Annotated in this window: 24 protein-coding genes and 1 riboswitch; of the genes, 14 read left to right on the plus strand and 10 right to left on the minus strand. The window is 68.7% G+C overall.

Going from position 1 to position 26,654, the window contains the following annotated elements:
• Position 1: 1 nt before the first annotated feature.
• Positions 2–1,522 carry a carboxylesterase/lipase family protein gene (locus ACIQWG_RS17160; protein ID WP_404096015.1) on the minus strand — a complete coding sequence of 507 codons (1,521 nt, stop codon included), beginning with the start codon at positions 1,520–1,522 and terminating at the stop codon, positions 2–4.
• A 146-nt stretch (positions 1,523–1,668) separates the two neighbouring features.
• On the opposite strand from ACIQWG_RS17160, the gene ACIQWG_RS17165 reads away from it, so the two are divergent.
• The gene (locus ACIQWG_RS17165) at positions 1,669–3,033 is read left to right on the plus strand and encodes an MFS transporter (protein WP_404096017.1); all 1,365 of its coding nucleotides are present in this window, start codon (positions 1,669–1,671) and stop codon (positions 3,031–3,033) included.
• Between the two features lie 213 nt (positions 3,034–3,246).
• Positions 3,247–4,188, plus strand: a complete 942-nt coding sequence (locus ACIQWG_RS17170; RefSeq protein WP_404096020.1) for a hypothetical protein — start codon at positions 3,247–3,249, stop codon at positions 4,186–4,188.
• A 22-nt stretch (positions 4,189–4,210) separates the two neighbouring features.
• Here ACIQWG_RS17170 and ACIQWG_RS17175 read toward each other — a convergent pair whose 3' ends face one another.
• Positions 4,211–4,990, minus strand: coding sequence for a 2OG-Fe(II) oxygenase (locus tag ACIQWG_RS17175; RefSeq protein WP_404096023.1), 780 nt, complete (start codon positions 4,988–4,990; stop codon positions 4,211–4,213).
• Between the two features lie 240 nt (positions 4,991–5,230).
• Between ACIQWG_RS17175 and egtA the strand changes: the two genes are divergently transcribed.
• Positions 5,231–6,469: an ergothioneine biosynthesis glutamate--cysteine ligase EgtA gene (egtA, locus tag ACIQWG_RS17180; protein WP_404096026.1), complete on the plus strand. Its 1,239-nt coding sequence runs from the start codon at positions 5,231–5,233 to the stop codon at positions 6,467–6,469.
• A 51-nt stretch (positions 6,470–6,520) separates the two neighbouring features.
• Here egtA and ACIQWG_RS17185 read toward each other — a convergent pair whose 3' ends face one another.
• The gene (locus ACIQWG_RS17185) at positions 6,521–7,711 is read right to left on the minus strand and encodes a spermidine/putrescine ABC transporter substrate-binding protein (RefSeq protein WP_404096029.1); all 1,191 of its coding nucleotides are present in this window, start codon (positions 7,709–7,711) and stop codon (positions 6,521–6,523) included.
• Positions 7,712–7,902: 191 nt separating this feature from the next.
• Positions 7,903–9,342 carry a gamma-aminobutyraldehyde dehydrogenase gene (locus ACIQWG_RS17190; RefSeq protein WP_404096032.1) on the minus strand — a complete coding sequence of 480 codons (1,440 nt, stop codon included), beginning with the start codon at positions 9,340–9,342 and terminating at the stop codon, positions 7,903–7,905.
• 168 nt (positions 9,343–9,510) lie between these two features.
• On the opposite strand from ACIQWG_RS17190, the gene ACIQWG_RS17195 reads away from it, so the two are divergent.
• The 7 genes from ACIQWG_RS17195 to ACIQWG_RS17225 all read left to right on the plus strand — a co-directional run bounded on the left by ACIQWG_RS17195 (position 9,511) and on the right by ACIQWG_RS17225 (position 16,286).
• A complete protein-coding gene (locus ACIQWG_RS17195) occupies positions 9,511–10,029 on the plus strand; it encodes an Lrp/AsnC family transcriptional regulator (protein ID WP_404096034.1) in 519 nt (172 codons plus the stop codon).
• 19 nt (positions 10,030–10,048) lie between these two features.
• Complete coding sequence (locus tag ACIQWG_RS17200; RefSeq protein ID WP_404096037.1) at positions 10,049–11,422, plus strand: aspartate aminotransferase family protein; 1,374 nt, start codon at positions 10,049–10,051, stop codon at positions 11,420–11,422.
• Positions 11,423–11,631: 209 nt separating this feature from the next.
• Positions 11,632–12,372, plus strand: a complete 741-nt coding sequence (locus tag ACIQWG_RS17205; RefSeq protein ID WP_404097691.1) for an ABC transporter ATP-binding protein — start codon at positions 11,632–11,634, stop codon at positions 12,370–12,372.
• The gene (locus ACIQWG_RS17210) at positions 12,354–13,760 is read left to right on the plus strand and encodes a hypothetical protein (protein ID WP_404096040.1); all 1,407 of its coding nucleotides are present in this window, start codon (positions 12,354–12,356) and stop codon (positions 13,758–13,760) included. The genes ACIQWG_RS17205 and ACIQWG_RS17210 overlap by 19 nt, the downstream gene beginning before the upstream one ends.
• Before the next feature lie 106 nt (positions 13,761–13,866).
• The gene (locus tag ACIQWG_RS17215; protein WP_404096042.1) at positions 13,867–14,286 is read left to right on the plus strand and encodes a VOC family protein; all 420 of its coding nucleotides are present in this window, start codon (positions 13,867–13,869) and stop codon (positions 14,284–14,286) included.
• Positions 14,287–14,323: 37 nt separating this feature from the next.
• A complete protein-coding gene (locus ACIQWG_RS17220) occupies positions 14,324–15,445 on the plus strand; it encodes an LOG family protein (protein ID WP_404096044.1) in 1,122 nt (373 codons plus the stop codon).
• A gap of 184 nt (positions 15,446–15,629) precedes the next feature.
• Complete coding sequence (locus ACIQWG_RS17225) at positions 15,630–16,286, plus strand: LAETG motif-containing sortase-dependent surface protein (RefSeq protein WP_404096046.1); 657 nt, start codon at positions 15,630–15,632, stop codon at positions 16,284–16,286.
• Between the two features lie 63 nt (positions 16,287–16,349).
• On the opposite strand, the gene ACIQWG_RS17230 is transcribed toward ACIQWG_RS17225, so the two are convergent.
• From ACIQWG_RS17230 to rlmN, 5 genes are all read right to left on the minus strand, one after another.
• On the minus strand, positions 16,350–17,147 hold the full coding sequence (locus ACIQWG_RS17230) for a maleylpyruvate isomerase family mycothiol-dependent enzyme (protein WP_404096049.1): 798 nt from the start codon (positions 17,145–17,147) through the stop codon (positions 16,350–16,352).
• Between the two features lie 25 nt (positions 17,148–17,172).
• Entirely contained in the window at positions 17,173–18,192 is a 1,020-nt protein-coding gene (locus tag ACIQWG_RS17235) for an ABC transporter ATP-binding protein (RefSeq protein ID WP_404096052.1), read from the minus strand.
• On the minus strand, positions 18,193–19,872 hold the full coding sequence (locus ACIQWG_RS17240) for an ABC transporter permease (protein ID WP_404096054.1): 1,680 nt from the start codon (positions 19,870–19,872) through the stop codon (positions 18,193–18,195).
• Positions 19,848–20,969, minus strand: coding sequence for a thiamine ABC transporter substrate binding subunit (locus tag ACIQWG_RS17245; protein WP_404096056.1), 1,122 nt, complete (start codon positions 20,967–20,969; stop codon positions 19,848–19,850). The genes ACIQWG_RS17240 and ACIQWG_RS17245 overlap by 25 nt, the downstream gene beginning before the upstream one ends.
• Before the next feature lie 80 nt (positions 20,970–21,049).
• Positions 21,050–21,157, minus strand: a riboswitch (TPP riboswitch).
• A gap of 31 nt (positions 21,158–21,188) precedes the next feature.
• The gene (gene rlmN / locus ACIQWG_RS17250; RefSeq protein ID WP_404096059.1) at positions 21,189–22,295 is read right to left on the minus strand and encodes a 23S rRNA (adenine(2503)-C(2))-methyltransferase RlmN; all 1,107 of its coding nucleotides are present in this window, start codon (positions 22,293–22,295) and stop codon (positions 21,189–21,191) included.
• 271 nt (positions 22,296–22,566) lie between these two features.
• Between rlmN and ACIQWG_RS17255 the strand changes: the two genes are divergently transcribed.
• Positions 22,567–23,592, plus strand: a complete 1,026-nt coding sequence (locus ACIQWG_RS17255) for a hypothetical protein (protein WP_404096062.1) — start codon at positions 22,567–22,569, stop codon at positions 23,590–23,592.
• 445 nt (positions 23,593–24,037) lie between these two features.
• On the plus strand, positions 24,038–24,889 hold the full coding sequence (locus ACIQWG_RS17260; protein ID WP_404096065.1) for a nuclease-related domain-containing protein: 852 nt from the start codon (positions 24,038–24,040) through the stop codon (positions 24,887–24,889).
• A gap of 8 nt (positions 24,890–24,897) precedes the next feature.
• Here the strand turns inward: ACIQWG_RS17260 and ACIQWG_RS17265 are convergent, their stop codons facing one another.
• Entirely contained in the window at positions 24,898–25,362 is a 465-nt protein-coding gene (locus ACIQWG_RS17265; protein WP_392860769.1) for an NUDIX hydrolase, read from the minus strand.
• A gap of 18 nt (positions 25,363–25,380) precedes the next feature.
• Between ACIQWG_RS17265 and ACIQWG_RS17270 the strand changes: the two genes are divergently transcribed.
• Positions 25,381–26,160 carry a GntR family transcriptional regulator gene (locus ACIQWG_RS17270; RefSeq protein WP_404096068.1) on the plus strand — a complete coding sequence of 260 codons (780 nt, stop codon included), beginning with the start codon at positions 25,381–25,383 and terminating at the stop codon, positions 26,158–26,160.
• Positions 26,161–26,299: 139 nt separating this feature from the next.
• Positions 26,300–26,653, plus strand: a complete 354-nt coding sequence (locus tag ACIQWG_RS17275; protein ID WP_404096070.1) for a hypothetical protein — start codon at positions 26,300–26,302, stop codon at positions 26,651–26,653.
• Position 26,654 lies beyond the last annotated feature (1 nt).

Below are 26,654 nucleotides of genomic sequence, written 5' to 3' on the forward strand. Positions count from 1 at the left end.
GTTACGCCGCCGTCAGCGGCAACGCCGCGAACGTGTGCCGCTCCCACAGCCGGCGGGAAGCCTCCTCCGGGTAGGCGGCGACCGTCGGCTCCACGTCCAGGACCTGGACGAGCCGCCGGTCGGTGTCATACGCGGCCCAGCCCGGGTCGCCGGTCGTGGCGAAGGACGTCCAGGACGTGCGGAAGCGGGCCGAGAGGGACTCGGCGTCGGCGGGCGGCTCGGGGCCGATCAGCAGGGCGCCGAGGCCGCCGCGCACGCCGAAGGTCAGCGGTACGTCAAGGCCGTGGCAGGCGCCGAGGGCGCCGCCGTTCACCGGGGCGGACCAGGTGAGTTCGTAGAGGTGGGCCCGGCCGCCGGCGGCGATGTGGGCCTCGGCGAGACGCACGGTGGGCATACGGAACAGCCAGTCGGAGTGGACGAGTTCGAAGAGCCGTTCCGCCGAGGCGTCCGGGTAGGCGGCGCGGTAGGCCGACCCGGGGTCCGGCACCGGCCCGAACGTCGCCAGGGCCTGGGCCGCCATCGCGTCGTCCACCCGGCCGAGCAGCCCGCCCATCATCAGGAACAGGCGGTACTCGTCGCGGTTGTGCCCGGCGATCAGCTCCACGTCGCGTGCGGCGCCGGCCGCCAGGGCCTCCCACGGAGTGACGGGCAGGACATCGCCGTCGACGACGGGTGAGAACGGCGTCGGGGTGAGGGCTACCGCTCCCCAGCGGTGGGCGTACTCGCGCATCCGGGCGCTCAGCGCGACGCTCGCCTCGGGCAGCTTGCGCGGGTCCACACCGGACAGGTCGGCCACCGTCGGGCGTAGACCCAGTTCACCGGCGAGCGCCTCGCCGATGTCCGCGGCCAGCGCGTCCGAGAAGTAGGTGCCCGGCACGCTCTGTGCGATGGCTCGCCCGAACAGCCCGCGCGCCCGGGGCATGGCGAGCAGCGCGGCGATGGATCCGGCGCCGGCCGACTCACCGAAGACGGTGACCCGGCCGGGGTCGCCGCCGAACGCCGTGATGTTCTCGCGCACCCACTCCAGCGCCGCGACCTGGTCGAGCAGCCCCCGGTTCGCGGGAGCGCCCTCGATGGCGGCGAACCCCTCCATGCCGACGCGGTAGTTGAGGGTGACGACGACCAGGTCGCCGTCCCGCGCCAGCCGGCCGGCGTCGTAGCCGGGGTCGGCCGCGGAGCCGATCTTGTAGGCACCGCCGTAGATCCACACCATGACGGGCCGGAGCGCCGCCGGATCCGCTTCCGGCGTCCAGACGTTGACGGTCAGCCAGTCGTCGCCGGCCGGGACGGGACCGGCAGGTGCGCCGTCGGTGAAGGCCGCCTCCTGCGGGGGAGGCGGGCCGAAGGAGAGGGCCTCGCGCACTCCGTCCCAGCGGTCCGCCGGCCGCGGCGCCGCGAAGCGCGCCGGGCCGACCGGTGGTTGCGCGTACGGGATCCCGCGGAACACCGCCAGGCCGCCCTCGCGCCGGCCACGCACCGCACCGGCCGTCGTGCGGGTCTGCGGAAACTCGCTCTCGGACATGGACGACTCCTCACGCAACACCATTGACACCCGCTCATCGCGCCCCGAGACTCATGGCCACCCAAGTGAACCACATTTCACCTGACGAACAAGGGGTTGTGTTCCGCTCCTGCTTCGTCCGCCCGTCACCATCTCCGAGGACGCAGATGAACGACTCCCCCACGTCCGCCGCACCCAGTCCCCCGCACACCTTCCGCACCGTGTTCCCGGTCATCGCCCTGTGCTGGCTGGCGGTGTTCTTCGACGGCATGGACGTCAACATCTACGGCGCCGTCATGCCGCACATGCTCGACGACTCCGGCCTCGGACTGACCCCGGCCACCGCCGGCACCATCGGCAGCTGGACCACGTTCGGCATGCTCATCGGCGCGCTCACGGCCGGCAACCTCACCGACTGGCTCGGCCGGCGGCTGATGCTGGTGTCCAGCGTGACCCTGTTCTCCGTCGGCTCGGCGATCTGCGCGGTGGCCGGCGGCGTCGGCCTGTTCGGCTTCGGCCGCTTCGTCTCCGGGCTCGGCCTCGGCGGTCTGATGCCGCTGTGTCTGGCCATGGTGATGGAGTTCGCGCCGCCGCGCCGGGCGGCCCTGACCACCGGCCTGCTGATGACCTCGTACCACTTCGGCGGCATGGCGGCGACCGGCCTCGGCCTCACCCTGGCCCCGGCCGCGGGCTGGCGCTGGGTGTTCTGGGCCGGCGTACTCCCGGCCCTGGTCGCCGTACCGCTCCTGCTGAAGCTGCTGCCGGAGTCGCCCGGTGTCCTGCTGGCGCGCGGCGAGCGCGACAAGGCCCACGCGGTCGCCGACCGCTACGGTCTGCCGAGGCCCACCGCCGTGGCCGCCCCGGCCGCCGGTGCGGCGGGTCGCCTCGCCGCGGTACGGGCGCTGTTCCACCCGCGGTCGCGCTGGGCGACCCCGCTGCTGTGGCTCGCCTCCTTCTGCGGTCTGCTCCTGGTGTACGGCGTGAGCACCTGGCTGCCGCAGATGATGCGCGCCGAGGGCTACGGTCTGACCTCCTCGGTCAGCTTCCTCATGGTCATCAACGCGGGCGGCATCGTGGGCCTGCTGATCGCCGGCCGCACGGCCGACAGGTTCGGCGCGGTGCGCGTCTCGGCGATCTGGTTCGTCCTGACGGCGGCCGGAGCGCTGCTGCTCAGCACCCACCTCCCGCTGGGCATCACCTACGTCGTCGTGGCCGTCACCGGCGTCTGGCTGTTCAGCGCGCAGGTCATGGTCTACGCCGCCACCGACACCGTCTACCGCGACAGCGAGCGCGCGGCGGGCCTCGGCTGGGTCACCGGAGTCGGCCGCACCGGCGCGGTCGTCGGCCCCTGGCTGATCGGCACGCTCGCCACGAACGGCAACCAGAGCTGGGGCTTCACCTCCTTCGCCCTGGCCGGGCTGGTGGGCGCGGCGGCGATCGCTCTGGTTCCGCTCGCCCGGCGCCTGACCGGAAGCAGCACGGCGCCGGCACCCGCTACGGCCACGGCAACGGCGGGCGCCTCGGACAGGTGAAACGTCGTCACCACCGGCTGGAGACAGGCCGCTCCCGGCCCTCACTTCATTGGAGGAGCCGGGAGCGAACGCGGGGAGGCGGGTCGGCGGATTGCCCACGCCCAGGACGGAGGTGAAGTCAGCCGGCACCCGGCCATCAGCCCATCCCGGCCCGGGAGTTACACCTCATCCCTCTCTGTAGCCATGGATGTGGCGATCTGTGATAATGCATGAGTGGCATCCGACGAACCACCCTCCCCGTCTGCGCCGCGCGCAACGCGAATACGTCGAACTCTCTGGATCTGCGGACTCATCGCCTCCTTGGCCTTGGCCATCGTTCCCCCTTTGGTCGGTTCTTCGACGGCCTTACAGCTGGGCATCGTCATCAGTCTCGCGGGTGTCTCGATCGCCCTCCTCGTGGAGCAATCCACAAAGACCGAACAGATGTCGAGCGAAGTGCGTCAGGAGTTGGCGACCCAGGCCGCCGAGATTTCAGCGGCGGTGCGCGGAGTCACGCCTGTCATCGAATCCCCGCCGCCCTGCAAGCAGTTCGTCCTCGACTACGTGCGCTCCTATCAGGCAATCGAACAGCACAGCGATGTCGCTGTCTTCGCGGACATCCGACGGAGCAAAGGCGAAGAGCTGCTCGACTGCATGCGGGATCTCTCCAACGGCGCTGTGACCGTGAGCATCGACGGGCCGTACAGCGTCCGGGCCCGCTCTTTCGACGACGTCTCGCTCTATCGAGCCGTCAGTATGGGGCCCTTCGAATTCTGGAGGGGTTCCTTCGGCCAGCGCTATCTCGACATGCAGCGTTCGGCCATCGAACGGTTCGACCTCACAGTGGAGCGGATTTTCGTCTTCCCGCACGCCGAGGACCCGATTCTCGAAGAAGTCGTGCGCTCACAGGTTGCCGCGGGGATCGACACCTGGGTCGTCCTTCGCTCGTGGGTGCCGGAGCATCATCAAGAGCATGTCGTGGACCAGGGTGTGCTGAAGTTCCGCAACGGTTCGAAGCTGCTGATGCAGCCTCTGGCCACCCAGTACCGACAACGGGCCGACCGAGAACGGCTGTCGGTGATTTCCAGCGAGATCCGTGCCGCCGAGTTCAGTCTCGACATCGTGCGGTCCAACGCCGTCAAAATGACGGAGACCAGCCCGTGGCCCCCGAACTGACGGGCGCCCGACGCGACCCGGGTCAACTCCACAACAGCAGGGGATCACTTCCACTGCTGTGTCCGATGAACCCGGAGAACGTCACCCGCTCTCCCGAACAGGTGGGCCGCACCGCATGCATGCGGGTGGTTCGCAGCATCACGAGATCCCCGACCTGGGGGCGGACGACGACTTCGGGACTCGGCAGGGCCTCCCGCCGGTACCCGTATGTCCCCCACAGCCCGTCGCCGATCAGCTCGCTGTCGGCGAGCCCCAGGTCCCAGAGTTCCAGGGCACCCTCGCCGTCACCGGCGCCCTCGGGCACCCGCAGATAGATGTTCACCCCGATCTGGTCGGTGAATTTCTGGGCCTCCAGCACATCGGGGGCGGATTCGCGCAGCACATCCAGATGAGGGCGGGCCTCGGCTCCGTTTCGCCACACACGAACCATTCCGAACACGAGTGCCCTCGCCTCGTGCCGGAGCAGCCGCGCACCTCCCGGCCACAGTTCGTCGAGTTCGCAACGCAGCTTGTCGATCGGGGAGGCCAGTGGGTGGCATGACTCGCGCACGTCTGACATCAAAGACGCCGATTCGGCAAGGTATTCACGGCGTGCGTCAACGTCCCCGTTGGTCTCGGTGAACGCTCGGACGTTGCTCTCGTAGATCCTTTGGTAGCCGGAGCCTAATCGCGCCAGGACGCGGCCTGCTATCTCCTCACAGAGCTCAGGGGAATGGTATGCAGGAACCTGCACGGCCAGCGCCTCACCATCGACGAGCTTGCCCAAAGCCTCGGACGACAGCGCATCCTGGCGTACGAGCATGTTCGCAGCCTCTCCCCCAGGGCCCGGCCTTCCGGAGGGCCAAGCACAGCTCACACTTCGGAACTCAGTGTCCTGGGGCTGGTGTCTGATCGCAAGAGTCATCACCATTGCCGGACATGGGAGGCCTGGTGTGCGCGGCGAACACTCCGGGAGTCCGAGCCCGACCGGCCAGACGAAGGTGGGTAAATGGCGACTGACAAAAGCGGCTGGAGCCTGGGTCCGCCTATGGACCATCTCGGTGTGTCCGACGAGGACAGGCTCATGAATGAGGCCGAGGCGGAGTCCCTGGTCGGTCGCAGCGCTTTCAGCCTCGCATCACCCCAACTGGTGGGTGTCGAGCTGGAGTGGCTGGTCCACGACACTTTCAATACCGCTCTTCCGGTGTCCCCCCAACGCGTGTCGTCCGCGATCGGGTCGTTGAAGTTGAGCGGTTTTCGCTCCATCGAACCGGGCGGCCAGCTCGAACTGAGCTCCCTCCCAGGGTCCCTGGAGAATTGTGTGACGCGTTCGGTCTCGGACATGTCCGCCATTCGGTCCCGGCTGGCTGTTGAGAATCTCATGCTGGCCGGCCGTGGAATGGACCTGGAACGCTCACCGCACCGACACCTGGATCTGCCACGGTACGAAGCCATGCAACGGTCGTTCGACCGAGCGAACACTTCTGGACGCTGGATGCTCTACAGCACCGCGTCCGTGCAGGTATCGCTGGACGCGGGCGACGAGCGGTCTTCGGACCACGGCTACCGCCGCCGCTGGGAGGCCGCGCACGCGCTCGGGCCCGTGCTCTGTGCGGCCTTCGCCAATTCGCCGATTCGCCACTCACGTGCCACCGGTTGGCGTTCGACGCGCCAAGCAGAGTGGTTCGCGATCGACCCGAGCCGCACGGAGCCGCCACCGATCGGCCGCGACCCGCGAGTGACGTGGGCCCGGTACGTCCTGGACGCACACGTCGTGTGCATCCGCCGTGGCGAGGGCGCCCCCTGGACGGCTCCCGCCGACCTGACCTTCAGAGACTGGGTACGCCACCGTCGACCACGCGTCCCCACCATCGGGGACCTCCGCTACCACATGTCGACGCTCTTCCCTCCGGTCCGGCCACGGGGCCATCTCGAGTTCCGGATGATCGACGCACAGCCGGGCGACGACTGGATCGTTCCGCTGGCGGTGGTGAAGGCCCTGCTGGACGACAGCAAGGCACTGGACGCCGCCCTGTGCGCCGTCGAGGCCGTCTGGCGGGGCAGCGAACGTCCCATCGACCTGTGGATCCGATCGGCGAGAGACGGACTCGCGGACCCGGGCCTCGCGGAAGCCGCCCTGGTGTGCTTCGAAGCGGCACAAGCGGCCCTCTGCCGATCATCGGCGTCCAGCTTGATCATCAAGTACGTGGAGTCGTTCGTCGAACGGTACGTCAGCCGCGGCAGGAGCCCCGCGGATGACCTGCTGGCGGCCTTCGAGCAGGGAGTGCTGCCCCGATGTTGATACCGCCTCGGACCGCCGCCGCGGCACGCCCTCGCCAGCTGGAGCGCCGCACTACAACCCCGCGATCGCATTCCACCGCTTGGCGAACCCCACCCGCTCCCCGGAGGTGATGTCCCGGGCGACGACCAACCGTTCCCGCATCACCGCATCCGGAAAGATCAGCGGATCCTCCGCCAGCGCCGCCGTCTCCTCGTCCTTGGCGGAGGCGAGCACGTCCTGGGCGGCCGGGACCGGGCAGACGTAGTTCACCCACGCGGCCAGTTCCGCGGCGACCTCGGGCTCGTAGTAGTAGTCGATCAGCCGCTCGGCGTTGGTCTTGTGGCGGGCCAGGTTGGGGATCATCAGGGACTCCGACCAGAGCTCGGCGCCCTCCTCGGGGACGACGAAGCGGATGTCGGGGTCGTCGGCCTGGAGTTGGATGACGTCGCCGGAGTACGCCTGGCAGGCGAGGACGTCGCCGCTGGAGAGGTCCTTGATGTAGTCGTTGCCGGTGAAGCGGCGGATCTGGCCCTTGAGGACCTGGTCCTCGACCTGGTCGCAGACGGTGTGGAAGTCGTCCGCCGTCCACCGGGTGATGTCGACGCCGTTGCCCTGCATGAGCAGCGCGAAGGCCTCGTCCAGACCGGAGAGCAGGGTGATCCGGCCCTTCAGGTCGCTCGCCCAGAGGTCGGAGACATGGCGGATCTCGCGGCCGAGCCTGCGGTGGTTGTACGCGATGCCGGTGATGCCGGACTGCCACGGCACCGTGTACTTCCGCCCGGGGTCGAAGGCCGGCGAACGCAGCAGCGGGTCCAGGTACTTCGTCACGTTCGGCTGTCGCGCCCGGTCCATCTCCTGCACCCAGCCGAGCCGTACGAACCGGGCGCACATCCAGTCGCTGATGACGATGAGATCGCGGCCTGTGCGCTGATGGTTCATCAGGGAGGGGCTGATCTTGCCGAAGAACTCGTCGTTGTCGTTGATCTCCTCGACGTACTCGACGGAGATCCCGGTGCGTTTCCCGAACGCCTCCAGCGTCGGCCGCCGCCGCTGGTCCTCGTCGTCCGTGTCGATGTACAGCGGCCAGTTCGCCCAGGTCAGCCGCTTGTCGGTGGCGGACAGATCGGCGGCGGCCCGTTCGGCCGGTGGCACGTAGGCGGCGGGCACACCGCAGCCGGCGAGCCCGCCCAGCAGCGCGCCCGCGCCGAGGGTGCGCAGCAGGGTCCGGCGGGACAGCGGGGAGTTCATCGGGGGGAGGGCCATTGCCGCAGCATGCCGCCGCGTCACGGGCGCGGGCAATCGACGCCCCGTCGAGTGAAACGACATCCGCCGGACACCTTGTCGATCAGAAACGTGCGAACGGAGCGGCCCGTCGGAACAACGCGGCCCCGGACGGCACTTGCTCCCGTCCGGGGCCGCGACGCACCCAGGCGTCAGTCCGCCCGTGCGACGACCTACGCGTCCAGCGACGTCATGACGTGCTTGACCCGCGTGTAGTCGTCGAACCCGTAGGCCGAGAGGTCCTTGCCGTAGCCCGACTTCTTGAAGCCGCCGTGCGGCATCTCCGCGACCAGCGGGATGTGCGTGTTGATCCACACGCACCCGAAGTCCAGCACCTTGGACATCCGCATGGCCCGCCCGTGGTCCTTGGTCCACACCGACGACGCCAGCGCGTACTCCACGCCGTTCGCCCACGCGACGGCCTGCGCCTCGTCGGCGAAGGACTGCACGGTGATGACCGGCCCGAAGACCTCGTTCTGGATGATCTCGTCGTCCTGCTTCAGCCCGGACACCACGGTCGGCGCGAAGAAGTACCCCTTGTCACCGACCTGGTGACCGCCGGCCTCGACCTTGGCGTGGGCCGGCAGCCGCTCGATGAACCCGGAGACCTGCTTGAGCTGGTTCGGGTTGTTGAGCGGGCCGAACAGCACGTCCTCGTCGTCCGGCTGACCGGTCTTGGTGTCGGCGGCGGCCTTCGCCAGCGCCTGCACGAACTCGTCGTGGATGGACTGGTGGACGAGCACGCGCGTGGCGGCCGTACAGTCCTGCCCGGCGTTGAAGAAGCCGGCCACCGAGATGTCCTCGACGGCCTTGGCGATGTCGGTGTCCTCGAAGACGACGACCGGCGCCTTGCCGCCCAGCTCCAGGTGGACGCGCTTGACGTCCTTGGACGCGGACTCGGCGACCTGGATGCCGGCCCGTACCGAACCGGTGATGGAGGCCATCGCCGGGGTCGGGTGCTCGACCATCATGCGGCCGGTGTCACGGTCGCCGGTGACGACGTTGAAGACGCCCTTCGGCACGATCGAGCCGATGATCTCGGCGATCAGGACGGTCGACGCGGGGGTCGTGTCCGACGGCTTGAGGACGACCGTGTTGCCCGCCGCGAGGGCCGGCGCGAACTTCCACACGGCCATCATCATCGGGTAGTTCCACGGCGCGACCTGCGCGCAGACGCCGACCGGCTCACGGCGCACGATGGAGGTCAGGCCCTCCATGTACTCACCGGCCGAGCGGCCCTCCAGCATCCGCGCCGCACCCGCGAAGAAGCGGATCTGGTCCACCATCGGCGGGATTTCCTCGGTGCGGGTCAGCCCGATCGGCTTGCCCGTGTTCTCCACCTCCGCCGCGATGAGCTCCTCGGCCCGCTCCTCGAACGCGTCCGCGATCTTCAGCAGGGCCTTCTGACGCTCGGCGGGGGTCGTGTCACGCCAGGCGGGGAAGGCGCGTGCGGCGGCCTCCATCGCGGCGTCCACGTCCGCCTGCCCGGACAGCGGCGCGGTCGCGTACGCCTCGCCCGTCGCGGGGTTGACCACCTCGGTGGTCCGTCCGTCGGCGGCGTCCCGGAACTCACCGTCGATGTAGTTGCGCAGACGACGCAGCTCGGTGCTCACTGCCGGCCTCCTGTCAGGTCGAACTGTCCATTCTCTGAGACACCCACCCTAATCGGCAGACCCACGTTTTCAACACCCCCACTGGGGCCCCTTCTGCGAAATCCGCAGGTCTCGGTCACGTAAACAACGAATTTCATCGCCTCGACCTTGCGGAACTGTCGAGACGTCGTGCACAGTGACGTCGTGGCCAGTCGAAGCGCAGAGCACAGGGACTCCCGCGAGTCCAGGAACGGCGGCGGTGCCCAGCTGGACGCCGTCTCCCTCGCCATCATCGAACAGCTCCAGGAGGACGGCCGCCGGCCGTACGCCGCCATCGGCAAGGCCGTCGGCCTCTCCGAGGCGGCCGTGCGCCAGCGCGTCCAGAAGCTGCTCGACCAGGGCGTCATGCAGATCGTCGCCGTCACGGACCCGCTCACCGTGGGCTTCCGCCGGCAGGCGATGGTCGGTGTGAACGTCGTGGGCGACGTGGAGTCCGTGGCCGACGCGCTGACCGCCATGTCCGAGTGCGAGTACGTGGTGATGACCGCCGGTTCGTTCGACCTGATGGTGGAGATCGTCTGCGAGGACGACGACCACCTCCTGGAGGTCATCAACGGGCGCATCCGGGCCCTCCCCGGAGTGCGTTCGACGGAGAGCTTCGTCTACCTCAAGCTCAAGAAGCAGACCTACATGTGGGGAACCCGATAACCGTGAGGACCCGATAACCGTGAGCACCAACAGCCCTCAGGACCTCAGCAGGACCGCGTACGACCACTTGTGGATGCACTTCACGCGTATGTCCTCGTACGAGAAGGCCCCCGTCCCGACGATCGTCCGGGGCGAGGGCACCTACATCTACGACGACCAGGGCAAGCGCTACCTCGACGGTCTCGCCGGCCTGTTCGTGGTCCAGGCAGGCCACGGCCGCGTCGAGCTGGCCGAGACCGCCTTCAAGCAGGCGCAGGAGCTGGCGTTCTTCCCGGTGTGGTCCTACGCGCACCCGAAGGCCGTGGAGCTGGCGGAGCGCCTCGCCCACCACGCGCCCGGCGACCTCAACAAGGTCTTCTTCACCACCGGCGGCGGTGAGGCGGTGGAGACCGCCTGGAAGCTCGCCAAGCAGTACTTCAAGCTCACCGGCAAGCCGACCAAGCACAAGGTCATCTCGCGTGCCGTCGCCTACCACGGCACCCCGCAGGGCGCCCTGTCCATCACCGGCCTGCCCGCCCTGAAGGCGCCGTTCGAGCCGCTGGTGCCCGGCGCGCACAAGGTCCCGAACACCAACATCTACCGCGCCTCGATCCACGGCGACGACCCGGAGGCCTTCGGCCGCTGGGCCGCCGACCAGATCGAGCAGCAGATCCTCTTCGAGGGCGCGGACACGGTCGCCGCGGTCTTCCTGGAGCCGGTACAGAACGCGGGCGGCTGCTTCCCGCCCCCGCCCGGATACTTCCAGCGGGTGCGCGAGATCTGCGACCAGTACGACGTGCTGCTGGTGTCGGACGAGGTCATCTGCGCCTTCGGGCGCCTGGGCACCATCTTCGCCTGCGACAAGTTCGGCTTCGTCCCGGACATGATCACCTGCGCCAAGGGCATGACCTCGGGCTACTCCCCGATCGGCGCCTGCATCGTCTCCGACCGCATCGCCGAGCCCTTCTACAAGGGCGACAACACCTTCCTGCACGGCTACACCTTCGGCGGCCACCCGGTCTCGGCCGCGGTGGGCCTGGCCAACCTCGACCTCTTCGAGCGCGAGGGCCTGCCCCAGCACGTCCTCGACAACGAGGGCGCCTTCCGCGGCACGCTGGAGAAGCTGTACGACCTTCCGATCGTCGGCGACGTCCGCGGCAACGGCTTCTTCTACGGCATCGAGCTGGTGAAGGACAAGGCGACGAAGGAGTCGTTCAACGACGAGGAGACCGAGCGGGTTCTGTACGGCTTCCTGTCCAAGAAGCTGTACGAGAACGGCCTGTACTGCCGGGCCGACGACCGCGGTGACCCGGTCATCCAGCTCGCCCCGCCGCTGATCTCCAACCAGGAGACGTTCGACGAGATCGAGCAGATCCTGCGCGAGACCCTCTCGGAGGCGTGGACGAAGCTCTAGCCTTCGACGTTCGGACCGGCTTTCGGTCCGTCCGAGTTCCCCGGCCCGGGTGCACCCGTACGAGTGAGAACGGTGTGCCCGGGCCGCGTGCTGTCCGGTGATCCGCCCCCGGCTCCTTAGCGTGCCCGTGTAACCGATCGGTCCTGCCTTCGTTCCCCCGCAAGGGGGATTGGCAAGAAGAAATGACGATCAGAACCGAGGTGTACGCCATGGTGGCCCCGCCGGACAACGACGTGCTCTGGGCACGCGCCCTGCACTTCTCGTACAACGACGGCTCGCCCGCGCTGAGCGGCGTCTCACTCGGTGTCCAGGAGGGCGAGATCCTCGCCGTCCTCGGTCCGCGCGGCAGCGGCAAGACCGCCCTGCTGCGCTGTCTCTCCGGCCTGGCCCAGGCACGACGCGGCGAAATCTGGTTCAACAGCGTGCCGGTGCACACGATGGGACCGGGGGCCCGTGAGCGGCTCCGCCGCGACCGCTTCGCCTGGGTCGATCCGACACCGTCGCTCGTGCCGGAGCTGAACGTCTGGGAGAACACCGCCCTCCCCCTGATGCTGCGCGGCACGAGCCGCCGCCGCGCCAAGACCGCCGCCATGGAGTGGCTCAAGCGCCTGGACGTCGGCGACGCGGCCGGAAAGCGCCCGCACCAGCTGGTCCAGGCCGAACGCCAGCGCGTGTGCATCGCCCGGGCGCTCGCCCCCTCCCCCATGGTGCTGTTCGCCGACGAGCCGACGGCTCCGCTGCACCGCGCCGACCGCACCCATGTGCTGCGCACGCTGACGACCGCCGCCCGGTCGCACGGCATCACGGTGGTCCTGGCCAGCCATGACGCGGACACGGCAGCCATGGCCGACCGTACGGTCACGCTCCTCGACGGACGGCGCGTGAACACGGTGCACCTGCCCCCGGTCGCCGAGACGGAAGGCCGGGCCGCGTGCTCGCTCTCCGTCTGACCCGCGTCGCCCAGCCCGCCGTACAGCTGCGCCGCCTGCTCGTGGCGGCCGGGTCGGCGGGCACGGGCTTTCTGCTGCTGTCCGCCTTGGGCTTCGCGATGTCCCACCCGGACTCGCCGGGCGCCGCCGCGCTCCGGCTGGCCTGGTGCGTACCCCCGCTGGCCGCGACGATCCACCTCGCGGTGGCGGTGGCCCGCACGGACCCCGGCACCAGGCCCCGGCCCGGCCTCGCGGCGATCGGCCTCGGACCGGGCCGCCTGATGATCGTCTCGGCCACCACCACGGCCCTCGCCTGCACGCTCGGCTCGATGGTGGCCCTGCTGGTCTTCCTCCACCTGCGGGGCGATCTGACGGGCCTGCCCTTCGACGGCGACGGCACGGCCTTCCTGGCGGCGGACAGCCCGCTGCCGCTGCCGGCCGCCCTGACGCTGCTCGCCCTGGCACCGGCACTGGCGTCGGTGACGGTGGCGCTGCTGCTGCGCCCCAAGGAGCTCGGGGCCACCGGGGCGACGGGCGCGGGGAGACCGTTCGGCCGCTTCGGGGCGTACGGCGGGTCGGCGCGACGGGAGACGTTCGGGGCGTACGGGCGGTTCGGGGCGCGGTTGCGGGGCACGGGGGGCAAGGGCGACTCCGGGCGGGAGGTCCCGGGCGGCGGCAGTGCCCCGGAGGAGCGGCGGAGTGCGCAGGGCACCGAGACCGCCGAGCCGAGTGCCCACGCGGACGACACCGCGGACGCCCCGCGGACCTTGGACGACCTGGCCGGCTTCCCGGTCCCCCGCAAGCCTCCCGCCGGCCTCCCCTGGGGCATCACCATCCTCACCGCCGGCCTGGCCGTGGAGACCTACGCCGGCCGCACCGCCACGGACGCCCCCCTCACCGTCCCGGCCGCGCTTCCCGTCGGCCCCGCCGGAGTCCTGGTCGGCTGGGTCCTCGCCGCCCTCGGCCTGGCGCTCGCCGCCCCCGGCCTGACGCACCTCTGTGGGCGCCTGCTCCAGTCCGTACGGCCGGGTCCGCTGCGTCTGCTGGCGGGCCGCGGCCTCATGGCGGAGGCCACCCGTATCGGCCGCCCCCTCGGCGTCGTGTGCGCCGTAGCCTCGGCCGCGTACGCCATGGCACCGCTCTCCGGCTCCGCGGCCACGGCCGCCGTCGGCCCGCTCAGCACCCTGGGCGCCACCGTGATCGCCGGCTGCACCGTGGCCACGCTCCTCATCACGGCGGTGGAGGCCAGACAGGCCCGCGCCGACACCACGGCCGCACTGCTGCGCCTCGGTGCCCCCACGTCGATGCTGCGCAGCGCGGCCGCCCTGCGCGCCGGTGCCCTGCTGGCCTTCTTCTGTCCGCTGACCCTGGTCGTGGCGGAACTCGCGGCACTGCCCCTGGCGCGCTGACGCCGCCGGCGGAGCCGTACGAAAAAGTCTCCGCCCGGCGATGAGTTCCGGTCGGACCCCCGGTCTACCCCACCGAACAGCAACCACCCCGATGGGAGAGACCGCGATGACCGCCCCCGCCTACCAGCAGATGATCTTCGTGAACCTGCCCGTGAACGACCTCGACGCGTCGAAGAAGTTCTTCACGGAGCTCGGCTACTCGATCAACGCCCAGTTCAGCGACGAGAACGCCGCCTCGGTCGTGATCAGCGACACCATCGTCGCGATGCTGCTCACCAAGCCGTTCTACTCGACCTTCACCAAGAAGGAGATCGCGGACGCCACGACGACCAGCGAGGTGCTGATCTGTCTGAGTGCCGAGAGCCGCGACAAGGTGGACGAGCTGGTCGAAAAGGCCATCGCCGCCGGTGGTACCGCGTCGGACAAGGTGCAGGACATGGGCTTCATGTACGGCCGCGCCTTCGACGACCTGGACGGCCACACCTGGGAGGTCGTGTGGATGGACCCGTCGGCCGTCGAGGGCTGAGGTCCGCCGCGTTTCGCACGGTGCCTAGCATGGGCGGGTGCAGACGATGCCCGCCCATGCGGCCCACCACGACGACCGTGAGATAGAGACGCTGGAGGAGTTCGACGCGACCGTCTCGGCGCGCGGCTCCCTGGCCGGATTCCGGGTCCAGGCAGTGGACCTGACGGACCGTACCCGCGAACTGCTCGGCACGGACACGGCGGGCGCCGTCTTCCTCGGCTGCCCGATGCGCGAGGAAGCCGCCGCGAAGCTCCGCACCGACGGCGCCCTGGTCTTCCCACCGGTCCCGGGCCTCCCGTTCGAGCCGTACCGGGGCCTTGTCTACTCCCCCGACGAGCTCTTCGCCTCCTTGGCCGACGGCTACGAGAACACGCCCGACGCCCACGCCTACGCCTGGTTCCAGCGGACCAAGGCGGACCGCGACGTGTACGCCTCCATGCTCCGCGCGGTCCACGACGACTCCATCTCGGACGCCCTGGACGAACTGCTGTCCGGCGCCCGGGTGGTGGGCGTCATGGGCGGCCACGCGATGCGGCGCGGCACACAGGGGTACGAGGGTGCCGCGCGGCTCGGCCGGGAGCTGGCCCGCGAGGGGCTCACCGTGGCGACCGGCGGTGGCCCGGGTGCGATGGAGGCGGCCAACCTCGGTGCGTACGCCGCCCCGTACGACGACGAGATGCTCGGCGAGGCCCTCCGGCTGCTGGCGAAGGCCCCCGGTTTCACACCGTCGGTCACCGACTGGGCGGCCGCGGCCTTCGAGGTGCGGGGCCGCTGGCCCAAGGGCGGCCGTTCCGTCGGCATCCCGACCTGGTTCTACGGCCACGAGCCGCCGAACCCCTTCGCCTCGCACATCGCCAAGTACTTCGCCAACGCGACCCGCGAGGACGGCCTGCTGGCCCGCTGCAACGCGGGTGTCGTCTTCCTGCCGGGCGCCGCCGGGACCGTACAGGAGGTCTTCGACAACGCGACGCCGAACTACTACGAGTCGCGCGGTGAGCCGACCCCGATGGTCCTGGTCGACCGCGCGCACTGGACGGAGCGGCTGCCGGCCTGGCCGCTGCTGAAGTCCCTTGCCCGGGAGCGGTCGATGGAGGCGCGGATCGCGCTGGTCGACCGGATCGAGGAGGCGCCGGAGGCGTTGAAACGTCTCGCTGGTTAATAAGAGGGCAAAGCCAACGTCTGTAGGCGGCATATGCGTTGACACTCCTTATGCCACGCTTATAAACCTGTGAGTCTCCTGGGGTCGTTGGTGTCACACCACCGGCCCTCTCAACCCCCCCTCCGTGGTGCAACTCCCGTAAAGGACAAACGTGTCCATAAACCGCCGTACTGTTGCACGCTCCGTGCGTGCCCTGGGTGTCGCCTCCGCGTCGGCCGCTCTCGCGCTCTCCGTCGCGGGCACCGCCGCCGCGTGCAACATCAGTGAATTCTCCGCCGAAGCCAAGTGCGACGGCGACAAGGGCGTCATCACCGTCACCGACGTGGACCCCGCCGGTATCCCGGCCACCGTGACGGTGTACTTGCAGAACAACGGCGCCGACCTGAAGAAGGTCGGCGAGCAGGTCGTCAAGGGCTCGCGCGAAGGCGTCACCATCACCTTCGCCGAGGACTGGAAGCCGGACGCCGAGTACCGGATCCACGTCAAGGCCGGCAGCTATGTCGACGAGGACATCAAGCCGAACCTGACGACGCCGTCCACGGCCTGCAAGAAGGAAGAGGAGGAGCCGCCGGCTCCGTCCGACACCCCCACCCCGTCGGACTCCGCCTCGACCCCGGCCGAGGAGACCGAGAGCCCGGCCCCGACCCCGTCGGAGAGCGAGAGCAGCACCGCACCCGCGAGCAGCGCTCCGTCCCCCGCGGCCGGTGACTCCAACCTCGCCGAGACCGGTGCGAACTCCAACACCGGCGTGATCGCGGGCATCGCGGTCGCCCTGGTCGCGGTCGGCGGCGGCGCGGTCTTCTTCGGCCTGCGCCGGCGCGGGGCGAACAGCAACCGCTGACGCTTCCTTCGCGGCAACACCTTTGCGGCCCGTCCCCTTCCCGGGGGGCGGGCCGTCCGCGTGTCAGCCGAACGTCGCCCGCGCCAGCCAGAACTCCAGCAGCTCCCGCTCCCCCAGCACCTCCAACCCGGGGCTGTCCAGCGGCAGTCGACGGTAGAAGGCGAGCAGTACGGCGGTGAGCGGGCCGCGCAGCGCGACGGTGGCCTTCTCGTGGCCGCGACGCCAGGAGATGACGTCGGCGGAGAGGTCGACGAACCACTCCGCGTCCACCTCGGGCGTGCCGTCCGTGGCATGGAGGTGGATGCTCGCGCCCGGCCGGCGCAGTTCCCTCGCCGGGTCGTCCGGCAGCGTCCGCTGGGCCCACTCCACGATCTGGAGCCACTCGTCGATCGCGTCGGCGGCGATGTCGGGCGCGACCTCGTACGGCAGTCCGGCGGCGAGGGTCGCGTCGGCGCGGTGGACGGTGAGTTCGTGTGTCATACGGCGGACCCAGAACCCGGCGTCGCGCACCCCGGCCCAGCCCCACACCTCGGCGTCCGGCCCCGCCTCCTTCAGGGTGCCGACGATCATCTCACCGGTCTCCGCCAGCCAGGCGTCGAGCGCCGCAGGGTCGCCCTCGCCCTCCGGTCCGGCGCCGAGCGGCACCCGCACCTCCGGGATCTCCTCCGGTGCCCGCGTCCGCACCATGAGCTCCACCCAGCGCAGGGCGCCGCCCGTGTGCCGCACCAGCTGTTCCAGCGACCAGTCCGGGCAGGTCGGCACGGTCGCCGACAGATCGGCACCGGACGTCACCACGGCCCTCAACAGGCCGACCTGGTGGGCGATCTCGTCGCAGTAGCGGTCGTGCGCGATCAGCGTCATGACCGGCACCCTATGCGCCCCGTGATCAGCCGAGCACGACAATTTCCGCCGCGTCGAACGCCACCCCGACCGTGCCCCCGACCTCCGGCGCATCCCGCAGCGCACAGGCCGCTTCCAGACGCGGCGCCTCCTCCGGCTGGAGATGCACGGCGACATGCGTCCCCTTGAACGTCCGCGCGGCAACCGTGCAGCGCAGCCCCTCATCAGGCGCGACGAGGCGGACCCCGGCCGGCCGCACGAGCAGCGTGCGCGTCCCCTGGGCGGCGTCCTCGCCGACGGGCAGCTTGCCCCAGGGGGTGTCCGCGGCCTCTCCGGCGACCGTGCCCTCGACCACGTTGTCGAAGCCGAGGAAGCGTGCCACGAACTCGTCCACCGGTCGCTGCCACACCTCGAGGGGCGTCCCGGTCTGGGCGATCCGGCCGTCCCGCATCACCACGACCCGGTCGGCCAGCGCGAAGGCCTCGCCCTGGTCGTGCGTCACGGCCAGCACGGTGGTGCCCAACCGCCCGAACAGCTCCCGCAGTTCGACGACGAGCCGCTCCCGCAGCGAGCGGTCGAGCTGGCCCAGCGGCTCGTCCAGCATCAGCAGCCGGGGCCGGGGCGCGAGCGCACGGGCCAGCGCCACCCGCTGCTGCTCCCCGCCGGACAGGGAGGCGACGGCTCGCCCGGCCGCGCCCGGCAGACCGACCAGGTCGAGCAACTCCCGTACCCGCTCGGCCTGTTCCGTCTTCGAGGCGCCGTGCATCCGGGCTCCGAAGGCCACGTTGCCGCCGACGTCACGCTGCGGGAAGAGCTGATGGTCCTGGAACATCAGCCCGACGCCCCGCTTGTGCGCGGGCACCGCGGCCTGGTCCCGTCCGTCCAGCGACACGCCTCCGGCGTCGAGGGGTTGCAGCCCCGCCACCGCCCGCAGCAGCGTCGACTTGCCGCTGCCGCTCGGCCCGAGCACGCACACGATCTCGTGCTCGGCGACATCGAGGTCGACGGCGTCGAGCACGGCCCGACCCCCGAAGCGTACGGTCGCACCCGCCAGGCTCAACAGCATCTAGAACTCCCCCGTTCTGTCCGTACGGAGCCGCTCCAGCACCAGCAGCGCCACCGCGCACACGATCATCAACACCGTCGAAAGGGCCATCGCCTGGCCGTAGTTGAGCTCCCCGGCCCGGCCCAGCAGTCGCGCCACCGCGACCGGTAGCGTCGGGTTGTCCGGCCGCGCGATGAACACCGTCGCCCCGAACTCCCCCAGCGACACGGCGAAGGCGAACCCGGCGGCGATCAGCAGCGCCCGCCGCACCATCGGCAGATCCACCTCACGCCAGACCCGCCAGGGCGAGGCCCCCAGCACCGACGCCGCCTCACGCAGCCGCTGGTCCACGGCCCGCAGCACCGGCAGCATGGTCCGTACCACGAAGGGCACCCCGACCAGCGCCTGGGCTAGCGGCACGAGGATCCACGAACTCCGGAGATCCAGCGGCGGCTCGTCCAGAGCGATCAGGAACCCGAACCCGACCGTCACCGCGGACACCCCGAGCGGCAGCATCAGCAGCGCGTCGAAGCCCCGTACGAACCGGCCCGCGTCCCGTCGGGTCAGCGCGGCGGCGGCGAGACCACCGATGAGCACGGCGATGAGCGTGGCGACGACCGCGTACTCCAGCGAGTTGCCGATCGCCTCGATCGGCGCGACAAGGAAGACGCCGCCGTCGGCACTGGTCAGCGCGCGGTAGTAGCCGAAGTCGGGGGCGTCGAGGGACCGCTGCACCAGCACGGCCAGCGGCAGCAGCAGGAGTACGGCGATGACGGCCAGGACACCGGCCAGCAGCGCCCACTGCCCCGCCCCGCGCGGCCGCCTCGCCGTCACCGACGCGTCCACCAGACGCAGGGCGCTCTCCCGCCGCCGTACCGTCCAGGCGTGCACGGCGAGGATCGCCGCCACCGCCAGGAACTGGATGATCGTCAGGACCGCGGCCGTGGACAGGTCGAAGATCTCGGAGGTCTGCCGGTAGATCTCCACCTCCAGGGTGGAGAAGGTCGGTCCGCCGAGGATCTGCACCACGCCGAAGGAGGTGAAGGTGAACAGGAAGACCATGAGCGCGGCGGCGGCCACGGCGGGCGCGAGGGCCGGGAGGGTGACCTGCCGCCAGGCTTTCAGCGGCGAGGCGCCCAGCATGCGCGCGGCCTCCTCCTGCCGAGGATCCAGCTGCGCCCAGAGCCCTCCCACCGTCCGTACGACGACGGCGTAGTTGAAGAAGACATGCGCGAGCAGGATGGCCCACACGGTGGTGTCGAGGCGTACGCCCCACAGCTCGTCGAGCAGCCCGCCGCGGCCGACGAGCGCGAGGAACGCCGTACCGACCACGACCGTCGGCAGCACGAAGGGCACGGTCACCACGGCCCGCAGGACCTGTTTGCCGGGGAAGTCGAAGCGGGCGAAGACATAGGCACCCGGCAGCGCGATCAGCAGGGTCAGCGCGGTGGAGGCGAGCGCCTGCCAGGTGGTGAACCACAGGACGTGCCGGATGTCGGACTGCCCGAGCACGTCCCACAGCCGCCCGAACCGCCACACCCCGTCGATGTTCAGACCGCGCGCGACGATCGCCGTGACGGGGTAGGCGAAGAAGACCGCGAAGAACGCGACGGGCACGGCGACGAGGCCGAGCCGCGCCGCCGCGCCCCTCTTGCGGGATGCCGAAGCCGGGGCCGCTACTTCAGTACGAGCGAGGTCCACGACTTGACCCAGTCGTCACGGTTGTCGGCGATCTTCGCCGGGTCCAGGGTCTCGGGGTTCTCGGCCTGCGGGCCGTACTTCGTGAACTCCTCGGGCACCTGGGCGGCTTCACGCACGGGGTAGACGAACATGTTCAGCGGCATGTCGTCCTGGAAGGTCTTGGTCAGCAGGAAGTCGAGGAGTGCCTTGCCGCCCTCGGTGTTCCCGGCGCCCGCGAGCAGTCCGGCGTACTCGACCTGCCGGAAGCAGGTACCGGTCGCGACACCCGTCGGCGCGGTGGCCGGCTTCGGATCGGCGTAGATCACCTCGGCGGGCGGCGAGGAGGCGTACGAGACGACGAGCGGACGGTCGCCCTTGGCCTTCTTGCCGCCGGCCGACCCGGAGAACTCCTCGTTGTACGCCTGCTCCCAGCCGTCGACCACCTTCACGCCGTTGGCCTTGAGCTTCTTCCAGTAGTCCTGCCAGCCTCCCCCACTCTCGGCTTCGCTCGAGCGGGAGGTGCCCCCATCGCCGTACCGGGCGGCGGTGCCCAGCAGGAAGCCGAGACCGGGCGAGGAGGTGGAGGCGTTCTCGGTGACGAGAAGGTCCTTGTACTCGGGCTTGACGAGATCGTCGAACGAGCTGGGCGGCGTCAGCTTGTGCTCGCTGAAGTACGCCTTGTCGTAGTTGACGCAGATGTCGCCGGTGTCGACGGGCGTGACCCGGTGCTGGTCCTGGTCGACCCGGTACTCGGGCAGGATCAGGTCGGCATCCTTGGCCTCGTACGACTGGAACAGCCCGTTGTCGAGGGCGCGGGAGAGCAGGGTGTTGTCGACGCCGAAGAAGACGTCGCCCTGCGGGTTGTCCTTGGTCAGGATCGCCTTGTTGACGGCCTGCCCGGCGTCGCCGTCCTGAAGGACCCTGACCTTGTAGCCGGACTGCTTCTCGAACGCGGCGAGGACGCTCTTCGAAACGGCCCACGAGTCATGGCTGACGAGCGTCACGGTCTTGCTCGTGGACGCGCCGTCGCCGCTGCCGGAGTCGGACGAACCGCACGCGGACAGCGTGACGAGGCCGAGCCCGACGACGAAGACCGTGGCCTTCCTGGTGATGCTCACTTGATTCCTCCTGGGGTTGACCAGGAAGAGACGCGGCCCTGCCCGAGAGCCCTCTTCGGCTCCCGGGCAGGGCGCAACAGCTTGAGTGATGACCGAACTTCCTACCCAGAATGACCTGGGCGAGGTTCAGAGGGTCTGCGGCCCGATTGCCGCACTCTCAGCGCTGTGGCGCTCCCCTGTCGGAATATGAAGATGTAGGTACGGGCGTACGCGCTCAGATTACCGCTCGGTGGCCGCGAGCTGGCCGCAGGCCCCGTCGATCTCCTGACCACGGGTGTCCCGGACCGTCACCGGTACACCATGCGCGGCGATCGCCTCGACGAACGCCTTCTCGTCCTCGGGGCGGGAGGCAGTCCACTTCGAGCCCGGAGTCGGATTCAGCGGAATCAGATTGACATGCACCGGCTTGCCCTTGAGCAGCCGCCCGAGCCGGTCACCACGCCAGGCCTGGTCGTTGATGTCCCGGATCAGGGCGTACTCGATGGACAGCCGACGGCCGCTCTTCTCGACGTACTCGAACCCGGCGTCCAGGACCTCGCGCACCTTCCACCGCGTGTTCACGGGGACGAGGGTGTCGCGCAGCTCGTCGTCGGGCGCGTGCAGCGAGATCGCGAGCCGGCACTTGAAGCCCTCGTCGGCGAACCGGTGGATCGCCGGGACCAGACCGACGGTCGAGACGGTGATCCCACGCTGCGAGAGCCCCAGCCCGTCGGGCTCGGGATCGGTGAGCCGGCGAATCGCGCCCACGACCCGGTTGTAGTTGGCGAGCGGCTCCCCCATCCCCATGAAGACGATGTTGGAAAGCCGAGCGGGCCCACCGGGCACGTCGCCGTCCCTGAGCGCCCGCATCCCGTCCACGATCTGGTGCACGATCTCGGCGGTGGACAGATTCCGGTCCAGCCCCGCCTGCCCCGTGGCACAGAACGGGCAGTTCATCCCGCACCCCGCCTGGGAGCTGATGCACATGGTCACCCGGTCCGGGTACCGCATCAGCACCGACTCCACGAGCGTCCCGTCGAACAGCCGCCACAGCGTCTTGCGCGTCTCACCCTGGTCGGTCGACAGATGCCGCACGACGGTCATCAGCTCCGGGAACAGCTCCTCCCGCAGCTTGGCCCGCGACCCGGCCGGGATGTCGGTCCACTGCTCGGGGTCGTGCGTGTACCGCGCGAAGTAGTGCTGCGACAGCTGCTTGGCACGAAACGGCTTCTCCCCGACAGCAGCGACGACGTCCTTACGCTCACCGGGCGTGAGATCAGCAAGGTGCCGCGGGGGCTTCTTGGCTCCGCGGGGGGCGACGAATGTGAGTTCTCCGGGTGCAGGCATAACCCGTCCAGTGTGGCAGATCAACTCCGGGGGCCCAGGCCAGAGCGGGGTGGGGGTGGTCACCTGTGGGTGCCGACTGTCAGCGTTGGGTGGCTTCGGACGGCCCAGGGACGGCCCGGAAGCGATCATCTGCATGGGGTTGGATGTCGATCAGCCTGCCCTAGGCGGATAGCCGCAAACAGTGACAAGAGAACACATAGAACGCAAATACACCTGCGGGAACTTCGCCCGCCTTCTGGCCCTCTGCGAGTTACTTCAATACACTAGCGGCGTGTCTGAATTGATCGGCTTCGCCCTAGGCGTTATCTCAGGATTGCTAACGAATATCATTTGGGTCCGAAGGGGACGCCTGAGGTCGCTAGCAGAAGGAATCAGGCAACCAAAATACGAACCACTAGGATTCACCCCGGCTGAAGTGGGTCTTTTCCCCTTAAATCGCTGGACGACCGCAAGGCCGTTACAGAGAAATCACCTACAGGTCTCAGTGACGGAGACGCGCCCACAGCAGCAGTGGTTCAACGAAAGCGAATGGCAACGAATCGCGGACGAGTTCCACCGCCGCTACACCGGAGATATCGGTTTCTTAACCGACGCCTCGATTGATCACCGGGAAAGCCGCGAGGGAGAGGACTTTCGATACACCATCACTCCATGCGACTATAGTGAACACTTGGCGACGGTCGAATATTTGCGACGTCACCCGGAGGCGCAATCCAGGATCCGCGCTAGCTTTGCAGATGGGGACATTATCGCCTTCGCCCGAACATCGCCACCGACGTCGATCAAAATCAATGTCGCCGTCCTCAATCTGGATAACGAGTTCCTCGCAGTGCAGCGCTCAGGCGCTGTCGACTTCAAGCGCGGCGTATGGACAGTCGGACCAAACGAGGGCATGAAACTTGCCAGGCACACAACACCGGGAGATCCACCGGAAGACTTCTTCGACTTAGGCGAACGCTGCTTGAGAGAGGAACTAAACCTCGAACCCGTGGATTACAGCGGAATCAACATTTCATGGGTAGGGTACGAGGTAAAAACGATTCAGTTTAAAGTCTATGCGCAAGTCCGGACACACCTCTCGAAGCGCGAGGTGAATGAACGGCTACTTTCTTCACACAGTCTTTTTGAAGCTCAAGATACGAAATGGATTCCATTTCAGAAAAAATACGTGATGGATATTGTGCAAAACTGGGAAAGTGGCGACAGTGCGGACCGAAAGTGGTCGTCCAGTGCACCCCACACACTTCAAGAAATGTGGAGGATGCGTCACTTGCTCAGGTTGACAGATCATCCATAACGGAAGTCGTTTGAAATAGGCACCGACTCGAATTCAGGAAGAACGAGGTCGGCGGAGCGGCTTTGGGCTGGAGCTGCTTTGGGGCGAGTGATCATGGCCCCGTAAGCTTCCGGCGCGTCGGGCAGTCTGTGGACCTGCCCGCTAAAGCACGACGTTGGGGCCATGATCTTAGAGGCTCGCCCCAAAGTGGCTGCCTAAAGCCGTGGAGCCGACCGCCCCAGCCACAGAGGGTGTTTCCCCACTTCATGCCCGCAGCCGCCGAGCGCGCCGCCGGGCGCGGCCAGCCGGGGCGAAGACAGGAGGCAGGCCGCGCCGCAGAGGCGGCGCGCGCCCGCGCCGTGCGCGGGCCTTGATGAAGTAGGGAAAGTTCTATCCCGATCGCGCTCTTGTGGATCTGAGGCCCGGTTGCTGCCATGACTGCATCGATGTCGAGGAGGCAGGGACCATGGCTGAGCTCAAGGTTGTGCGGTGGAAGCGGCATGGGCACGATCGTCTGTATGCGAATCTCCCCGACGGCACGGCTGCTGGCTGGGCCGACTGCAAGACGGGAAGAATCACGGTCCGTCTAGGCGAGCATCGTGACGCAGTCGTGGCCGTGCTGCGAGAGCACTTACCCAGTGCGGCCGATGCGCCGGCACCACCCGAAGCCCCGGCCCCTACACCTGTGCTGCCGCCCCTCGCCCCTGGTGATGACCTGGCCTCCAACTCGCCTGGAACTGCACTGCGGTCCAAGGTCACGGAGACTTCAGCGGGTCTGACGACGCGGGCCCTTGCTCGGATCCTGGGCCGTCCGGCCAGCGGAGATTCCTGGCGCAAGGGCATGACGGGCGAACGCCGTGTAGGCGCTGAACTCGATCGGCTGCGGCGTCATGGGTGGCGCGTGCTGCACTCCATACCGCTGCCGCGCGAGGTAGACCTCGACCACCTGCTGATCGGACCAGGTGGGGTGTTCAGTGTCAACACGAAGAATCATTCGCGGAAGGCGGTATGGGTTGGCGACGATGCAGTGCAGGTCAACCACGGTCGCCCCGAGCCGTACGCTCGCAAGAGCCGGGCCGAGGCAAAACGCGTGCAACGAGTGCTTGAGCACTACTGCGGCTTCGCCATCCCCGTGGAGCCTGTTCTGGTCTTCGTCGGCGTCACGGATCTGAAGGTCGTTGCCACTCAGCTCACAGTGAGGGTGTACCGCGAACGAGAGGTGTCAGCCTTAGCTCCTCTCAACGGTGTGCTGACCACTGACGAGGTAGAGCGGATCTACGCCGTCGCTCGCCATCGCCATGCGTGGCAGACAGCTTGATCTCTAGGTCAGTGGACGCCGAGGAGCTTCCGGCCGTCATGGCTGCGGACATGCGGGCCGTTGCCATCCAAGGCGTCCAAGAGCCTGATCGCGAAGACCTCGGCCATACGCTCCGCGACCTCGTCGGGCGTAAGCCATGAGACTGCCGTCGACTCACTCGACGTGCGCTCTGTGCCACCGGACGGCTTGCAGCGGAAGACCAGGGCCACGATGCCCCGGGTCGTGTTCTTGTAGACGCCGGTGAGCTCGTCCACCTCGACGTGGATGCCCGTCTCCTCCAGGACCTCGCGGGCGACTCCCGCCTCGGGGGTTTCGTCGAGTTCGAGGATGCCGCCCGGGAGCTCCCAAGTGCCGTTGTCTGCCCGGCGGATCGCCAGGAGGCGGCCGTCTTCGCGCACGACTACTCCGGCCACAGATACGGAGTGCAGCGGCGGAGGCGTTGCTTCCTGTGATTGACTCATATACAGGAGCATAGGAGGCAGAGAAGGACTATGGGAACCGCAGTAGGAGGCGAGAGGTCCGTACCCCGGTATGTGCAGATCGCCGAAGAGATCATTCAGCAGATCCGCGCGGGCGTCCTCAAGCCTGGCGAGATGGTGCCGAGCGAGTCGGAACTAGTCGACCGCTACGGAGTCTCGGGCGGGACGATCCGTAAGGCCATGGTCGAGGTCCGAGCGAGCGGGCTCGTGGAAACTCGGCACGGCAAGGGCTCGATGGTGAAGGATCGGCCCCCGGTGCGGCACCGCTCGTCCGATCGCTTCCGGCGCTCCCTGCGGCAGGGCGGTAGGGCCGCGTACCTCGCCGAGTCGGCTCAGTCTGGCGCTACAGCCAAGGTGAGCGTCCTCTATATCGGCCCCATGGAGGCCCCCGAGGATGCCGCCCAGCGATTGGGCGTCTCCGCCGGCACCCAGGTCCTCGCCCGGCGCCGCCTCTACTTCCGCGACGGCACGCCCGTCGAGACCGCGACCTCGTACCTCCCGTGGGACGTCGTCAAGGAGATCCCCGAGCTGTTCGCCGAGAACCCCGGTGGCGGTGGCATCTACGCCCGACTCGAAGACCACGGGCACGAGTTCGCCGAGTTCGTTGAGACGCTGCAAGCGCGGCCGGCCTCCAAGGCGGAGGCGTCCGAACTGGCACTCAGCCCCGGTGCGCCGGTGGTTCACCTGATCCGTGAGGCCCGCACGACCGAGGGTCTCGTAGTCGAGGTCTGCGACACGCTCATGGCCGCTGACCAGTTCGTCTTTGAGTACCGAATCCCGGCCGCGGACTGACGCACGCTCAACTCCCCGCAGCCCGTCGCGAGTTCTTCTTCGCGGCGGGTTGACTCATGTACAGGAGTGATGCACTCTTCTTCATGTCACTCATGTACATGAGTGACGAAGTCCAGCCTCTATAGAGGAGTGATCTGCTGTGCGTCAGATTCCCGTCGACACCGCCAACGCGACCGTGATGGTCGCCAAGCCCCCGCAGCCCAAGGTCAAGGACCGCCGTACCGGTGAGATCGCTCTCGACAAGGACGGCGTCACGCTGATGACCGTGGAGGTCATGTTCTCCACGCCGGATGAGGTCGAGATCCTCAAGCTCACCGTCCCGCAGCCGGGCGTCTCGGAGGAGTTGACCATGGGTACCCCGGTCGCGCTGACCGGTCTGGTCGCTTCGGCGTGGGAGAACGAGTTCAACGGTCAGAAGCGGCACGGGATCGCCTTCCGCGCGGTGGCCGTGACGTCGCTGGCTGGTACGGCTTCGCAGTCTGAGGCTGCCTGAT

This window comes from Streptomyces sp. NPDC098781, assembly GCF_044759995.1.
Taxonomy (GTDB): domain Bacteria; phylum Actinomycetota; class Actinomycetes; order Streptomycetales; family Streptomycetaceae; genus Streptomyces.

What these genes read in the sequence shown, in the direction of transcription:
- ACIQWG_RS17160 (WP_404096015.1), bottom strand. Translation starts at nt 1,522, where the DNA reads ATGTCCGAGAGCGAGTTTCCGCAGACCCGCACGACGGCCGGTGCGGTG.
- ACIQWG_RS17165 (WP_404096017.1), top strand. Translation starts at nt 1,669, where the DNA reads ATGAACGACTCCCCCACGTCCGCCGCACCCAGTCCCCCGCACACCTTC.
- ACIQWG_RS17175 (WP_404096023.1), bottom strand. Translation starts at nt 4,990, where the DNA reads ATGCTCGTACGCCAGGATGCGCTGTCGTCCGAGGCTTTGGGCAAGCTC.
- ACIQWG_RS17185 (WP_404096029.1), bottom strand. Translation starts at nt 7,711, where the DNA reads ATGGCCCTCCCCCCGATGAACTCCCCGCTGTCCCGCCGGACCCTGCTG.
- ACIQWG_RS17205 (WP_404097691.1), top strand. Translation starts at nt 11,632, where the DNA reads ATGGTGGCCCCGCCGGACAACGACGTGCTCTGGGCACGCGCCCTGCAC.
- ACIQWG_RS17215 (WP_404096042.1), top strand. Translation starts at nt 13,867, where the DNA reads ATGACCGCCCCCGCCTACCAGCAGATGATCTTCGTGAACCTGCCCGTG.
- ACIQWG_RS17230 (WP_404096049.1), bottom strand. Translation starts at nt 17,147, where the DNA reads ATGACGCTGATCGCGCACGACCGCTACTGCGACGAGATCGCCCACCAG.
- ACIQWG_RS17235 (WP_404096052.1), bottom strand. Translation starts at nt 18,192, where the DNA reads ATGCTGTTGAGCCTGGCGGGTGCGACCGTACGCTTCGGGGGTCGGGCC.
- rlmN (WP_404096059.1), bottom strand. Translation starts at nt 22,295, where the DNA reads ATGCCTGCACCCGGAGAACTCACATTCGTCGCCCCCCGCGGAGCCAAG.
- ACIQWG_RS17260 (WP_404096065.1), top strand. Translation starts at nt 24,038, where the DNA reads ATGGCTGAGCTCAAGGTTGTGCGGTGGAAGCGGCATGGGCACGATCGT.
- ACIQWG_RS17265 (WP_392860769.1), bottom strand. Translation starts at nt 25,362, where the DNA reads ATGCTCCTGTATATGAGTCAATCACAGGAAGCAACGCCTCCGCCGCTG.
- ACIQWG_RS17270 (WP_404096068.1), top strand. Translation starts at nt 25,381, where the DNA reads ATGGGAACCGCAGTAGGAGGCGAGAGGTCCGTACCCCGGTATGTGCAG.